The sequence below is a fragment of the Hymenobacter bucti genome, from assembly GCF_042681145.1.
Taxonomy (GTDB): domain Bacteria; phylum Bacteroidota; class Bacteroidia; order Cytophagales; family Hymenobacteraceae; genus Hymenobacter; species Hymenobacter bucti.
The window spans coordinates 334,659-349,029 of sequence record NZ_JBHUFD010000002.1 but is presented as its reverse complement, the minus strand read 5'-3'; the positions used below and the strand labels follow the sequence as shown (position 1 = coordinate 349,029).

Genomic DNA, 14,371 nt, shown 5'->3' with positions numbered 1-14,371 from the left:
AATTAAATTATTCTCCTAATTTCAAGTTATTTGTATAATTGCTCAACAAGCCTGACATGATGGTAAACACTACTCCCATTTCTTCTCAGCCATTGGTAACGGTACTGATGGGTGTATATAATGCAGCTACTTATCTTCGTGAAGCCATTGATAGTATTATTAATCAAACCTTTACGAATTTTGAATTTTTGATTTATAATGATGGCTCTACGGATGCCACCGCCGAGATAGTACGCAGCTATACCGACCCTCGTATTTTCTTTTTCGACAATCCCATCAACCGCAGCGTATCGCCCAACATGAATGAGGGTATCGAGCGGGCGCAGGGGCGCTACATTGTGCGCATGGATGGCGACGATATCGCAGACCCTGAGCGGCTGGCCAAACAGGTAGCGTACATGGAAGCGCATCCCGAAATAGGATTATGTGGTAGTGCTGTGCGTTATTTCGGGGCCAGCAATGCCCTTATTCAAATGCCAGAGAATAACGATACTATCCAGCATACGATGTGGCTGCAAAACTCCTTTTACCAGCCGTCGGTGATTATCCGTACCAGTGTACTGCTCGAAAGCCGCCTGCGCTATGATGTGCGGTACGAGTTTGCGGAAGACTATAAGCTATGGTCAGATATGTGCGCCGTGACGCAAGTACATAATCTGCCGGAGCCTTTGCTAAATTATCGTATTCATCCGCACCAGATTAGCCGCCGGCAAAGTTTGAGTCAACAACAGGTGAGCGCTCAGATTCGTAAGGAGCAAATGAACCGGTTGCACATTCACCTGCGTCCCGAGCAGGAGGGAGCATTTGGGCTCTTAACTATTGATGATGGTTGGCGCGACCTAGAACCGACTGACTACAGGGAAATAGCTACTTTACTCGATGACTTAGGTGCGCAGGCCCAGCACTTAGTTATCGCCACCGATGTAGTAAATCGGGTGATGGCCCAGCAATGGGGCCGTATTCTGGGGGCTGCCCGGCAGTTTCGACCAGCGCTTGTGCCTTTCATTCTTCGCCAGCCAATGTGCAATCACTTGCCGATAATGTTGGTCACAAAGCTCCTAATGAAATGTTTGATTCGCTGGAAGATTGCCGATTAGTCTTATTTTGGCAGTCATCCTTTATGCGTCCAAGGCTCTATATTTGTTTATTCACCCAGTCACTGCTTTCCTTAAAAACAACTCTTTACTAACAACTGCATGAAAGTTGCTCTAATTACAGGTATTACGGGCCAGGATGGCGCGTACTTAGCCGAACTGCTCCTTAGCAAAGGCTACGAAGTACACGGCCTCAAGCGCCGCTCGTCGCTGTTCAACACCGATCGCATTGACCATCTTTATCAGGACCCGCACGAAACCAATGTACGCCTTACGCTGCATTATGGCGATCTGAACGATTCGACCAACCTCATCCGCATTGTGCAGGAGATACAGCCCGACGAGATTTATAACCTCGGGGCTATGTCGCACGTGAAGGTGTCGTTTGACACGCCTGAGTACACGGCCAATGCCGACGGTATCGGTACGCTGCGTCTGCTGGAAGCCATTCGTATCCTGGGCCTGACCAAGAAAACCCGCATCTACCAGGCTTCGACTTCGGAGCTGTACGGCCTAGTGCAGGCCGTGCCGCAGAGCGAAACCACGCCCTTCTACCCCCGCTCGCCCTACGCAGTGGCAAAAATGTATGCCTACTGGATTACGGTGAACTACCGTGAGGCCTACGGCATGTTTGCCTGCAACGGTATCCTGTTCAACCACGAAAGCCCACTGCGCGGCGAAACCTTCGTAACCCGCAAAATCACCCGCGGCGTGGCGCGTATCGCATTGGGCCTGCAAGGCAAAATCTTCCTAGGCAACATCGACTCGAAGCGCGACTGGGGCCATGCCCAGGACTACGTAGATGCCATGTGGCGCATTTTGCAGCAGGATGAGCCCGAGGACTTCGTTATTGCTACCGGTGTAACGACCACCGTGCGCGACTTCGTGAAGATGGCGTTTGCTGAAGTTGGTATCGAAGTAGCCTTTACGGGCGAAGGCGTGGAAGAAAAAGGCCACGTAGTAAGCGTAAACAACCCCGACAGCAAGGTGCAGGTAGGCGACGTGGTGGTAGAAATCGACCCGCGCTATTTCCGCCCCACCGAAGTAGAGCTGCTCATCGGTGACCCCACCAAGGCCAAAACGCAGCTGGGCTGGGAGCCTAAGCACGACCTGGCTTCGCTGGTGAAGGACATGATGACGGCCGACGTGGCGCTCTTCCGCCGCGATGCGTACCTGCTGAAGGGCGGTCACAAAGTATACAACTACCACGAGTAAGCCGCGGCTATCAGCCCACGCACGTGGTACCAAAAAGGGACCGGCTGGCCAGCCGGTCCCTTTTTTTGTGCGTTATTTTGGCCTGCCTTACCCCCCAGTATGAATTTGACTAGCCCTTTTTTTAGCGTTATTATTCCGACTTATAACCGGGCAGACTTGATTGCGGCTACGTTGCGCTCGGTGCAAACCCAGCAGTTTGCGGGCTTTGAGGTGCTGGTGGTAGACGATGGCAGCCAGGATGCCACGGCCGAAGTAGTGCGGCCCTTCCTCACCGACGCCCGCTTTCAGTACCTGCCCAAGGCCAATGGCGAGCGGGGTGCGGCCCGCAACTACGGCCTCGACCGCGCTAGGGGCGAGTACGTCATTTTTCTGGACTCCGACGACCTGTTTCACCCCGAGCACCTGGCTACTCTGCACGCTGCCATCAATAGCATGCAGCCTAGGCCCAATTTTATTGCGACGAAGTACGACTTCGACCGCGCCGGCGAGCGGCGCCCCAGCGACCTGGCCGCGCTACCGGCCGGGCCACTGCGGCTCGAGACTTTTTTGCAGGGTAATGCCTTGGCTTGTAATATTTGCGTGCGGCGCCAGAATCCGCAGCTCTTTCGCTTTGAAGAAGACCGCCGCTATGCGGCTATCGAAGACTGGATGTTTTTGCTCGAAAATACCCAGCACGGCGACGTAGTTCAACTCGTGGATGCCCTGACGCTGACTATGAACGACCACGACCAGCGGTCGATGCGAGCTGATAACCAGGGGCTTATTCGGCGGTTGCAGTTAGCGGCGGGCTGGATGCAGCAGCACCTGACGCTAACCCCCCCCCAGCGCCGGACCCTGCTAGGGCGGTTGTATTATCTTTGCGCCATTCACGCGCACATCGACGGCTACCAGGCCCAGGCTATGCAATTTGCGTGGCGGTCAGCGCCGGGGTTACCAGGCAAGGGCGGGGTCGCCCTATTGCTGCGGTGCGCCACTCCGCCCAGCTTGGTGCAGTGGGCCAAGCGGCTACTGGGCCGCTAGGTACTTGCTACCCGTGCGAGCGTCTACTTATGCGTATTCTATTTTTAAGCTACTGGGGATTTACGGACCCCCTGACTACAGCCACTGTGCTGCCGCATTTGCGTCTGCTGCAAGCCCGGCCCGAAGTGGCCGCCATTCGGCTGGTAACGGTAGAGCGCGGCTCCGATGCCTTGCAAGCGCCGGTGCTGCAACTACCCTTCGACAACCAGAAAATCAGCTTTGAGCCGTTGCTTTCGCCGCCGGGCCAGGGGGTGCTGGTGACAAAGACGAATGACTTCCGGCGCTTTCCGCGCGAGCTGGCCGCGCAGGCCCGTGCTTTTGGGGCCGATTTTATTCTGGCCAGGGGGGCACCGGCCGGCGCGCTGGCTTACCTGGTGCAGCGGCAAACGGGCTTGCCATTCTACGTCGAGTCGTTTGAGCCGCACGCCGAGTACATGCGCAAGTCGGGGGTATGGCGCTGGTACGACCCGCGCTATATTTTTCAGCAGTATTGGGAAAACCAGCAGAAGCGCCGGGCCGCCGGCCTAATGCCCGTGGCCGAAAACTACCGCCGCAAGCTGATAGCCGAGGGGGTGCCCGCCGCCCGCATCATTACAGTGCCGTGCTCGGTGAGCCTCAGCGATTTCGCGTTTGATGCCGATGCTCGGCGCCGGATGCGCCAGCAGCTGGCGCTGCCGCCCAATGCCCTGGTGGGCACGTACGTGGGCAAGTTTGGCGGTATCTACTACGACGACGAAGCCTTCCAGCTATTCAAGCAAACGGCCGATTTCTTTGGGCCTAACTTCCGGCTGTTGCTGCTAACGCCCCAGGCTCCGGCCGAGGTGCAAGCCAAACTGGCGGCCGCGGGCTTCGACCCCGCGCGGGCCATTGTGACCCGGGTGCCGTTTGCGGAAGTGCCACTGTATCTGTCGGCCGCCGATTTTGCCTACGGCCTGCACCGGCCCACGCCCTACGTGTCGCCCATCAAGGTGGGCGAGTACTGGGCCAATGGCTTGCCGGTGCTGCTAACTACCGGTGTGGGCGACGACTCCGGCATTATTGCCGCCGAAGGTGGCGGTGCCATATTCGACCTTACCCAGCCCGGCAGCGTGGGGCAAGCCCTGGAGGGTATCCGGGCCCAGTTGGCCGACCCCGGGCACCGGCAGGCCATTCGGGCGCTGGCGGCGCGGCACCGCTCGGTAGAGCGCGCGCGCGAAGCGTATGATGCCCTGCTGCCAGCAGTCAAGGAGCAAAACCCAGCTGGCTATCAAGTATGAGCAAGATACTTTTTCTGACGCCCTACCCGCACGGGCAGGCTCCTTCGCAGCGGTTTCGCTTCGAGCAGTACCTAGGGTCGCTCGCGGCGGCGGGCCACACCTACGAGCTGGCTTCGTTTTTATCGCAGCACACGTGGGCCATCCTGTATAAGCCGGGTATGGCGCTTGCCAAGGCCTGGGGCATCGTTGCGGGCTTCGGGCGGCGGCTGGGACTGCTGGCCCGGGTGCCCGCGTTCGACTTCGTATTCATTCACCGCGAAGCCGCGCCCCTGGGGCCACCGGTGCTGGAGTGGCTGATTGCGAAGGTCTTGCGCAAGCGAATTATCTACGACTTTGACGATGCCATCTGGCTGGCCAACACCTCGGAGGCCAACCGCGTGGCGGCCGGCCTAAAGTGGCACCAGAAGGTGGCCAGCATTTGTGGGTGGGCCTACAAAAACAGCTGCGGCAATGCTTACCTGGCGGCTTACGCCCGGCAGTATAATGCCCATTCGCTGGTGAACCCGACCACTATCGACACCGAGCACCTCCACAACCAGGTGCGCGACCAGGCCGCGCCCGGTAAGCTGGTCATCGGCTGGACCGGCACGCACTCTACCCTCAAGTACCTCGACCAGCTGGTGCCGGTGCTGGCCCACCTGGAAGCGGAGGGCCTGGACTTTGAGTTTCGGGTGATATCGAACCAGCCCCCCGCGTTGCCGCTGCGCTCCCTAGTGTTTGTGCCCTGGCGCAAGGATACGGAAATTGCCGACTTGTTGGGCTTCCACGTGGGGCTGATGCCCTTGGAGGATGACCCGTGGGCGAAAGGTAAATGCGCCTTCAAGGCGCTGCAATACATGGCCCTAGGTATCCCCGCCCTGGTGTCGCCGGTGGGCATGAACACCGAAGTGGTGCAAAACGATTACAACGGCTACGTGTGTGCCACGGCTGCCGACTGGGAGGCTCGCCTGCGCCAGCTGCTCGCTAACCCGGGCTTGCGGCAGCACCTAGGGCTGGCGGCGCGGGCCACAGTAGTAGAGCGGTATTCAGTGCTGGCTAATACGGCTAATTTTCTGAGTTTGTTTAGCTAGTGCTTGAGCCACGTAAGCGCGGCTCGCGGAGCCAACACGTAGGTCAAAGAGCTAAGCGAATTACCGTTGCCCAGCTGCTACAGCGGAGCGTTTGGGCGAGCGGCGCTTTTCGTTGGCAATACTTTGCAAGATGTACAGCCCTCCCAAATAGAAGGGTATGAGCGGAATCTTATAGCGCACCAGGGTGCCAAAGTTGGAGCTGGTGATGCCCACTGAAGCCGCGAAGATGAGTACAAAAATAAAGTTCATTAGCAGCACGGGGGTATTTCCAATCAAGGATAACGTGACCCCTATGCCCGTGCGCCAGAAGATGCGCAGAGTAAAAATCAGGAAGAACGTTGCTTCTATGGCCGATAGCAGCATCACCGGATTGCGAGCTTCCCACAAAAAGGGTCGAAACAACGATACCACTACTGCCTGCGGGGCCAGCTTGGCCATACCGCTGATGGTGCCATCCTGCTTGCCGAGGTAGTAGCCTGAGCCTTCCTGCTTTACGCTGGTTTCATAAAGGTAGTCGGCCGTAATCTTGCTGCGCTCCCCGATTTTATCCACGGCAAACCGGTCATCATCTTTCGTAAGGTTAGTGGCCGCATAAAAGGCGATGGCACCCCCAACAGCAAAGAAAAGAGGCTTAGTGATGGTTCGCAAGGTTGCATTTTTGATGCGTGCGCTGTTTTCGTTGAAAACCCAGAGCAGCGCTGCTGGTAAAAAGCACAGCAGAATATATACCTTGATGCGAAACAACGTATAGGCCGCCAGCAGCCCAATCAATAAGCTTTTCCCAATGCTGCGCTTTTCAATAGTTCCGCGGTAAAAGCCGTAGAAGAGCCATCCTAGCGCCCCGATACAGATAGAGTCTTTGAGCACCCCGGAGCCCCAGAAAAACAAGGAAGGGACATAGAACATCGTCCAGCCCAACTCTTTATAAACTTGCGGCCGAATCTTAGCCATCGTCATGTACAGCGCCCACATACCGCTGAAGCTGATGACGGCAAAAAATAGCGCGATGGCCGTGTAGTTATTAAAACAAAACAAGCCAAGAAACGCTGACAGGCTCACAATGCGGTACTCCGTAGAATCGGCGTGCCAAAACATGCGTGCCGTGTACGGCAAAGCGCCCTGGGCGTGGTCATTGCCCAGCAGCAGCTGCATACCGAGCGAAAAAGAGTGACTGAAAGCGTCGCCAATTACTTTGACGTGGTAGAGATAATTAAACGTGTCGCCCCCACCGTAATAAAATTGATAAACTAACCCTAGGCCGATGGCGCCTACGAACTTGAGCGTCAGGGCTGGAATAAAGAACTGTTTTGTATAGATGTTAGTAACTGAGGGCCGCACTGCATAGGCAATACCATAGAATACTGCTAGATAAAGCGGACCCCAGAATAAATCGGATAATTCCATAAATAATTAAGATTTATGCTTTTTAAGCCAGGTTTTGGCTTCCTTGTACTGCGCTGACTTGTGGTCGGCTTTGTCGGCTACCACGGTATAATAGCGCCGGGCGGCTTCGGCATCGCTGGCCTGGTCGGCGAGCTTGGCCAGGCTGGCATTGGCGAAGAGGTAGAAGCCGCCTTCCGTTTCGCCGTTGCTCTCGGCAAAAACGATGCAGCGCTGGTAAAAATCCTTAGCCTTGGCCAAGTCCTTGTACTTGAACTGCATGAGGTAGCCCAGGAAGTAGCTGGCGTAGCGGCCGCTGGAGGCTTCGTAGCCGGGCATCCCAGTATTTATCTTTTCGAGAATATCGCGGCTTACGCGCTCGCACTCGGTAAACTGGGCTTGGTCGAAGCACAGATAGGCGTAGAAGCGCTCGAAATAGCCATTATCGGGATACTTGCGAGCCAGGCCCTGGGCAATGGGCATGGCGGCTGGCGTCTGGTGCTCCTCGTTGTGCAGGATGCGCATGAGAAACACCTTGGCTTCGACGCTGGTGTAGAAGCCATTAGTGGCCACGTTGCGCAACTGGTCCAAACCCAGCTTTTTGTCGCCCTTAGGGAAGAAGAGCAGCACCGGCTTGAGCAGCGGGTAGTTTTCGGGAATCCAGACGGCGTAGTAGTTGAAGAGCGCCTCGCCAAATAGAAATTCCGGGCTCAGGCCGTTAGCTTCGCGGCTCTTCTGCAAGTAGTTGAGCGAGCGCTTGCTGCTGACGGTGGCTTTGCGCCAGTTGTGGCGCTCGGCGTTGAGGCGGGCATCGAAGCCGTTAGCGGCTGATAGGAAAAAGTATGCCTCGTAGTTTTGGGGGTCGGCCTTGGCTAGCGCCTCGCTGTAGGTGTTGGCCGTGTCCATGTACGCGTAGAATATCTTGTCGTACTGCTTGGTCTGAAAGTTGGTCGGCATGATTTTCCACCACGTGCTCAGGCCCAGTAAGAAGTAGGGCATGGGGTGGTGGGGGTAGCGGCGGCGCAGCGAGCGAAACTGCTTCTCGGCCTTGTCGTACTTAAAATTATAGAGGTTCTGCACGGCCCCGTCGAGCTCCAGCTGAATGTCTTTGTCGAGCAGTAGCCAGCCCTTGGTATCGGTGTTGGGCAGCACGTCTACGTTGCCAAGCTCCACGTTGCGCATCGCCGGAGTTTGCCCGCCCGCCCGCCGCCGGGTAGTATCGGCAGGCGTTTGCTGGGCATGGCTTGGTAAAACCGGGCTAAGCAGAAGCAGCAACGAAAGCAGGCGCAGAAGCCGAAACAGAGCAGGCATAGAAACAGGAGAAGCGGCGGAAGGCCGCCGGGCCACGGGTGGAAGGAAGGCTCCGGCTAGGCGAAAGTACGGCGGCGAACCTAGCTTTGATTGGTTTTTAGGGTTATACATGCCGATGCAATTACTGCAAACACTTTGCCGGATACCAGCGCCCTCGGGCGAGGAAGCCGCGCTTACCCGCTTCATCCTCGACTACGTGCGGCAGCACGGCCCGGCGTGGCGGCAGCCGCCGCTAGTGGTGCACGACGAGGCCCGGTTTCAGGACTGCGTGCTGCTGGTGTTTGGGCAGCCGCGCACGGCGGTTTTTGCCCACCTCGACAGCATCGGCTTCACGGTGCGCTACGGGCGCGAGCTAGTGCCCATTGGCGGGCCGGAAACGGAAACGGGGTATCGGCTGGTTGGATGCGATTCGCAGGGGGACATAGCGTGTACGCTGACGGTGAATGAAGAAACCGAGGCCCTAGGGTATGAGTTCAGCCGCGACATCGAGCGCGGTACCAGCCTCACGTTTGCCTGCGAATTCCGCGAAACCGAGACCACCGTGCAGAGCTGCTACCTCGACAATCGCCTAGGGGTGTGGAATGCCTTGCGCCTGGCCGAAACGCTCGAGCACGGCATTATTGCTTTTTCATGCTGGGAAGAGCACGGCGGCGGCTCGGTGCCCTACCTGGCCCGCTACATCTACGACACGTATGGCGTGCGGCAGGCCCTGATTTCGGACATCACCTGGGTCACCGAAGGCGTGCAGCTCGGGGCGGGCTGCGTTATCTCGCTGCGCGATTCGCTCATTCCGCGGCGCGGCTACGTCGAGCGCATCCGACGTATTGCCGAGGCCAGCGGCGTGCCGCATCAGCTTGAAGTAGAGGGCGAAGGCGGCTCCGATGCGAAGGACTTGCAGCGCAGCGACATGCCCTGGGACTGGTGCTTCGTGGGCGCTCCCGAGGACGGGGTGCACTCGCCCAACGAGCTGATTGACAAGCATGATATCGCCAGCATGCTCCAGCTATACCAAGTATTATTGCGGGAGCTCTAGGGCCAGGAGAGGTGCCGCCAGTGGAAAGGGCACTGGGGAGCCGGCGTGCAGGATAAAAACAGAAGCTTGGGCAAGGTTGATTTACTTTCGTAGTATCCAACGCTTCCAGATTCAAAAGTCAATTAATCAGTTAACATTAAAGTAGCCTAGTGACACCAGTTAATACCTCACCTAAACGCATCGCTTTATCTATAGTAGTGCCGCTTTATAACGAAGAAGCTAACGTAGAAACACTCTATCAGCGTCTTAAAGCGGTAGTAGATAAGATGGGTGTAAGCTACGAGTTTGTCTTCGTTAATGATGGCTCGCGCGACCGCACCCTGGCCTTGGTTCAGGAACTCAGCCGCCAGGATAGTCACGTACGTTACATCGACCTGAGTCGAAATTTTGGCCACCAAATAGCCGTTACGGCAGGCCTTGACCACACGGTAGGCGATGCCGTGGTCATCATCGATGCCGACTTGCAAGACCCGCCAGAACTGATTGCTCCGCTATATGAGAAGCTCCAAACCGGGTATGAAGTAGTGTATGCCAAGCGGTTGTCGCGGCCGGGTGAAAACGTAGCTAAGCTAATGACAGCCAAATTGTTCTATCGCATTTTGGCTTCTATTACCAACGTGTCAATTCCGGTAGACACCGGCGATTTTCGCATCATATCGCGCAAAGTGGTAGAAGCGCTGAAGCTGATGCCCGAGCAAAATAAATTTTTGCGGGGACAGATTTCGTGGATTGGCTTTCGTCAAACCTTCGTGGAGTACGACCGTGCCCAGCGCGCCGGTGGCGAAACGGGCTATACGTACAGCAAAATGCTGCGGCTTGCAATCGATGGCATCACGGCCTTTTCCGATTTTCCGCTTAAGCTGGCTTCGCTCAGTGGATTTGTGGTATCGGGTATTGCCTTCCTGGTGATGCTCTACACCTTGTACTCGCGCTTTATCACGCACAACTACCAGCCGGGCTGGGCGTCGCTTATGATAAGCATTCTCTTCCTGGGAGGCGTGCAGCTAATTGCAATTGGTATTATTGGCGAGTATATCGGGCGCCTTTCGACCAACGTGCGCCAGCGCCCGCTCTATCTCATTGCTGATACCAATATTCAAGAATAAGCATGGCAACTAGCATATCTACGGTCAATCGGGAGCAACGTGCATTGACCCAGGAAGGCTTTGTGACGCTACGGCACGATAAGCTGTTTCTAGCCATCCTACTGGTAGGGTTACTCCTGCGCCTAGTCTTCGTACTTGTCGGCGCCAAGCTCTACTACGGTCCGGCCCTGATGTTTACCAACGGCGATTCGGACTCTTATATGATGAGTTTTCGCAACTTGGTCGAGCACGGTACCTACACGTTTAATTTTGCCGAGCCAGACGCCGCTTTTGGCCGGCTGCCCGGCTACCCTTTCTTCTACGGCATTCATTACTACCTGTTCGGGGTGCAACATGCCATTCAGGCTATTGCCTGGACCCAGGCGCTGCTCGACTGCGTAGCGATAGGGTTGGTGTTTTTGATTGCTCGCCGGCTGGCCCCGAGCAACTACCTAGGCGCTTACGTGGCAGCGGCCCTCTACGCGGTATATCCATTTATCATCGTCTGGACTACCATCATCGGGACCGAACTGCTGGCCACATTCTTGACGTTGCTGTGGCTTTATACACTACTGAGCGTCAGTAACCGCTGGGCTGGCTACGTGCTGCTAGGTATCGAGCTAGCGCTGTTGTTCTACGTGCGCGAGTTTATGGGTATCTTATTGCCTATCACGTGCATATACCTGCTTTTTTCACGGCGTATTGGCTGGCCGATAGGCGTGCGCCACTGCGTGTTGGTAGGCCTAGGGTTTGGGGCGCTCTACATCTGGTGGCCTGCCCGTAACTACGTGACGCAGCACCGCGTGATGCTGGTGAAGCCCGAGCGGGCCGGTTTTCCAAATTACAAGCCCGATATGGTGAGTTTCCTCGACTGGGTGCACGGCTGGAGCAACGAGTCGAGCTATTGGCTACAGCAGGTACTGACCAACCCGCACCCCGCCTTCCCAGCCGATGTATTTGCCTCGCCCCAGGAGCAGGCCCGGGCCCAGGCACTAGTGCAGCAGGCCAATGAGTGCGGCTCTAGTTTTTTCGTCTATCGTGCTGGGGCGCCCGCCCCGGTTTATGCCACCCCGGGCAAGTACCAACTAAGCGCCGGCAACTGCAATGAGCAGGTAAGTCAGGGCTTCGAGCAGCTCCGCCAATCGTTCAAGCAGCGCAACCCACTAGTGTACTATACCCGAGTGCCGCTGGCTAACCTACGAAAGGTGTTTTTTAAGAGTGGTACCCAAGGAAGCGATGGGGCTACGAAGAAGCAGCTGCTATTGGGGGTCGTATTTGGGTACCGCACCCTGCTGCTCATACTGGGTGTAATCGGACTACTAGTATATCGTAAAAAGGCGGGTATTCAGCCTATCCTGATTTTCTGGGTATTCATTGTGGTGTTTATGTGCTGGTATTTCCGGCAGTTGGAAATGCGTTACCTGCTGCAAGCCGATGTGCTATTGCTGCCGCCGGCCGGGCTGCTGCTCGGCCAGTGGCTAAGCCGCTTGGTGAGCGCTCGGCGCCTGGGCATAAGCCGAGCGAGTTGAGTGGGAGAAGAGTAGGGCGGTAAATGCGCGCGTACTTGCTACAGCAGCAAAGCCGCTTACATTTACCGCCCTAACTTCTTCCCACTCAAACGTTCAGCTTATGCCCGCCATCTTCTACGCCGTGCCCGCGCTGGGCCTGCTGGCACTCGTGTATACCTGGCTGCGCGCGGGCTGGGTGGCCCGCCAGGAGGCTGGCAATGCCCAGATGCAAACCATCGCCGGCTACATTGCCGACGGGGCCATTGCCTTTCTGCGGGCCGAGTACAAAGTGCTGGCCTTATTCGCGCTCATTGCCTCGGTCTTTCTGGGGTACCTCGGCGTCACGGGCGAAAAATCCAGCCCAGTCATCGTGCTGGCGTTTCTGCTCGGGGCGGTGTTTTCCGCCACGGCGGGCTTCATCGGCATGAAAATCGCGACCAAGGCCAACGTGCGCACCGCCCAGGCAGCGCGCAGCTCGCTGAGCCAGGCACTGCGCGTGTCCTTCGCGGGCGGCTCTGTGATGGGCATGGGCGTGGCGGGCCTCGCCGTACTGGGCCTAGGGTCCTTGTTTATCGTTTTTTATAAGCTGTTCGTGCCCAGTGGGCTAGCCACGGGCCCCGAGATGGAAAAGGCGCTGGAAGTGCTCACCGGCTTTTCCCTAGGTGCCGAGAGCATCGCCCTGTTTGCCCGCGTGGGCGGCGGCATCTACACCAAGGCGGCCGACGTGGGCGCCGACCTCGTGGGCAAGGTCGAAGCCGGCATTCCGGAAGACGACCCCCGCAACCCGGCCACTATTGCCGATAACGTGGGCGACAACGTGGGCGATGTGGCCGGCATGGGCGCCGACTTGTTTGGCTCCTACGTAGCCACCATCCTGGCCACGATGGTACTAGGGCGCGAGGTGCACCTAAGTAACCCCGACGAGGTTGGCGGGCTCTCACCCATCTTGCTGCCGATGGCGGTGGCGGGCCTCGGCATCGTGGCCTCGCTGGCGGGCATCTTGCTGGTGCGGGTGAGGGAGGGCGGCAACGTGCAGGCGGCGCTAAACTTCGGTAATTACGTGTCGGTGGTCGTGTCGGCGCTGTTTTCTTATCTCTTGATAAAGTGGCTGTTGCCGGCCGGCGACATTACCATGCGGGGCTTCACCTTCGATGCCAACCACGTGTTCTACGCCGTGCTGGTGGGGCTGGCGGTGGGCACGCTCATGAGCATCATCACCGAGTACTACACCGCCATGGGCAAGCGGCCGGTACTCAGTATTGTGCAACAAAGCAGCACGGGCCACGCCACCACCGTGATAGGCGGGTTGGCCGTGGGCATGGAAAGTACGATGCTGCCCATCCTGGTGCTAGCGGCGGGCATCGTGCTGAGCCACGCGGCTGCTGGCCTCTACGGCGTGGCCATTGCGGCGGCCGGCATGATGGCCACCACCGCCATGCAGCTCGCCATCGACGCCTTTGGCCCCATTGCTGACAACGCCGGCGGCATTGCCGAAATGAGCGAGCTACCCAAGGAAGTGCGCGAGCGCACCGACATTCTCGACGCGGTGGGCAACACCACGGCGGCCACGGGTAAAGGCTTCGCCATTGCGTCGGCGGCGCTTACCTCGCTGGCGCTGTTCGCGGCCTTCATGGGCACGGCGCACATCGACACCATCGATATTTCGAATGCGCGGGTGCTGGCCGGCTTATTTGTGGGGGCCATGATACCCTTCATCTTCTCGGCGCTGGCTATTTCGGCGGTAGGCCGGGCCGCCATGGCGATGGTGCAGGAAGTGCGGCGGCAGTTTCGCGAGATTCCGGGTATCATGGAAGGCACCGGGCGGCCCGAGTACGAGAAGTGCGTGGCCATCAGCACGCAGGCTGCCATCCGGGAAATGGTGCTGCCGGGCGCCATTGCGCTGCTCACACCCATTGCCGTGGGCTTTGCCTTCGGGCCCGAGGTCCTAGGGGGAACCCTGGCCGGCGTCACGGTTAGCGGTGTGCTTATGGCCTTGTTTCAGAGCAACGCCGGTGGCGCCTGGGACAATGCCAAAAAGTCGTTCGAAAAAGGCGCAATGGTCGATGGCAAGATGCAATTTAAAGGCTCCGACGCTCACAAAGCCTCCGTAACCGGCGACACCGTGGGCGACCCTTTCAAAGACACCAGCGGCCCGAGCATGAACATCCTCATTAAGCTCATGAGCATCGTATCACTAGTCATCGCCCCCCACCTATAATCGCAGATTTAGCGGATTTAACGGATTGCGCAGATACGCCCGCCTGCGGCGGGCTGACTAGGCGGGCGCAGGCGGCCTGCGGCTCGCTTGTTTGAGGATGTTACTTGCCTTGTCCGCTGCTTGCCTTCTCTTGCTTTATTTTTTCGGGTTTTAAAGTCAAGTAACATCCTCAAACAAGCGA

11 protein-coding genes are annotated in these 14,371 nt (G+C 57.5%); 9 read left to right on the top strand and 2 right to left on the bottom strand.

Features of this window, described 5'->3' with window-relative positions:
- Positions 1–38 precede the first annotated feature (38 nt).
- From ACFSDX_RS07435 to ACFSDX_RS07415, 5 genes are all read left to right on the top strand, one after another.
- Complete coding sequence (locus ACFSDX_RS07435; RefSeq protein WP_382312643.1) at positions 39–1,097, top strand: glycosyltransferase family 2 protein; 1,059 nt, start codon at positions 39–41, stop codon at positions 1,095–1,097.
- A gap of 99 nt (positions 1,098–1,196) precedes the next feature.
- On the top strand, positions 1,197–2,309 hold the full coding sequence (gmd, locus tag ACFSDX_RS07430; RefSeq protein ID WP_382312642.1) for a GDP-mannose 4,6-dehydratase: 1,113 nt from the start codon (positions 1,197–1,199) through the stop codon (positions 2,307–2,309).
- A 99-nt stretch (positions 2,310–2,408) separates the two neighbouring features.
- Positions 2,409–3,329: a glycosyltransferase family 2 protein gene (locus tag ACFSDX_RS07425; protein WP_382312641.1), complete on the top strand. Its 921-nt coding sequence runs from the start codon at positions 2,409–2,411 to the stop codon at positions 3,327–3,329.
- A gap of 29 nt (positions 3,330–3,358) precedes the next feature.
- Positions 3,359–4,585, top strand: a complete 1,227-nt coding sequence (locus tag ACFSDX_RS07420; protein ID WP_382312640.1) for a glycosyltransferase — start codon at positions 3,359–3,361, stop codon at positions 4,583–4,585.
- Positions 4,582–5,655 (top strand): glycosyltransferase family 4 protein, encoded by a 1,074-nt coding sequence (locus tag ACFSDX_RS07415; protein ID WP_382312639.1) that lies wholly within the window; start codon positions 4,582–4,584, stop codon positions 5,653–5,655. The genes ACFSDX_RS07420 and ACFSDX_RS07415 overlap by 4 nt, the downstream gene beginning before the upstream one ends.
- Before the next feature lie 60 nt (positions 5,656–5,715).
- Here ACFSDX_RS07415 and ACFSDX_RS07410 read toward each other — a convergent pair whose 3' ends face one another.
- Positions 5,716–7,059 carry a hypothetical protein gene (locus tag ACFSDX_RS07410; RefSeq protein WP_382312638.1) on the bottom strand — a complete coding sequence of 448 codons (1,344 nt, stop codon included), beginning with the start codon at positions 7,057–7,059 and terminating at the stop codon, positions 5,716–5,718.
- 6 nt (positions 7,060–7,065) lie between these two features.
- Positions 7,066–8,346 (bottom strand): tetratricopeptide repeat protein, encoded by a 1,281-nt coding sequence (locus tag ACFSDX_RS07405; protein WP_382312637.1) that lies wholly within the window; start codon positions 8,344–8,346, stop codon positions 7,066–7,068.
- Positions 8,347–8,461: 115 nt separating this feature from the next.
- Here ACFSDX_RS07405 and ACFSDX_RS07400 point away from each other — a divergent pair, with 115 nt between their 5' ends.
- The 4 genes from ACFSDX_RS07400 to ACFSDX_RS07385 all read left to right on the top strand — a co-directional run bounded on the left by ACFSDX_RS07400 (position 8,462) and on the right by ACFSDX_RS07385 (position 14,190).
- A complete protein-coding gene (locus ACFSDX_RS07400; RefSeq protein ID WP_382312710.1) occupies positions 8,462–9,379 on the top strand; it encodes a M20/M25/M40 family metallo-hydrolase in 918 nt (305 codons plus the stop codon).
- A gap of 149 nt (positions 9,380–9,528) precedes the next feature.
- Positions 9,529–10,485 carry a glycosyltransferase family 2 protein gene (locus ACFSDX_RS07395; RefSeq protein WP_382312636.1) on the top strand — a complete coding sequence of 319 codons (957 nt, stop codon included), beginning with the start codon at positions 9,529–9,531 and terminating at the stop codon, positions 10,483–10,485.
- Positions 10,486–10,487: 2 nt separating this feature from the next.
- Complete coding sequence (locus ACFSDX_RS07390; RefSeq protein WP_382312635.1) at positions 10,488–11,993, top strand: glycosyltransferase family 39 protein; 1,506 nt, start codon at positions 10,488–10,490, stop codon at positions 11,991–11,993.
- Positions 11,994–12,093: 100 nt separating this feature from the next.
- A complete protein-coding gene (locus ACFSDX_RS07385; protein WP_382312634.1) occupies positions 12,094–14,190 on the top strand; it encodes a sodium-translocating pyrophosphatase in 2,097 nt (698 codons plus the stop codon).
- Positions 14,191–14,371 lie beyond the last annotated feature (181 nt).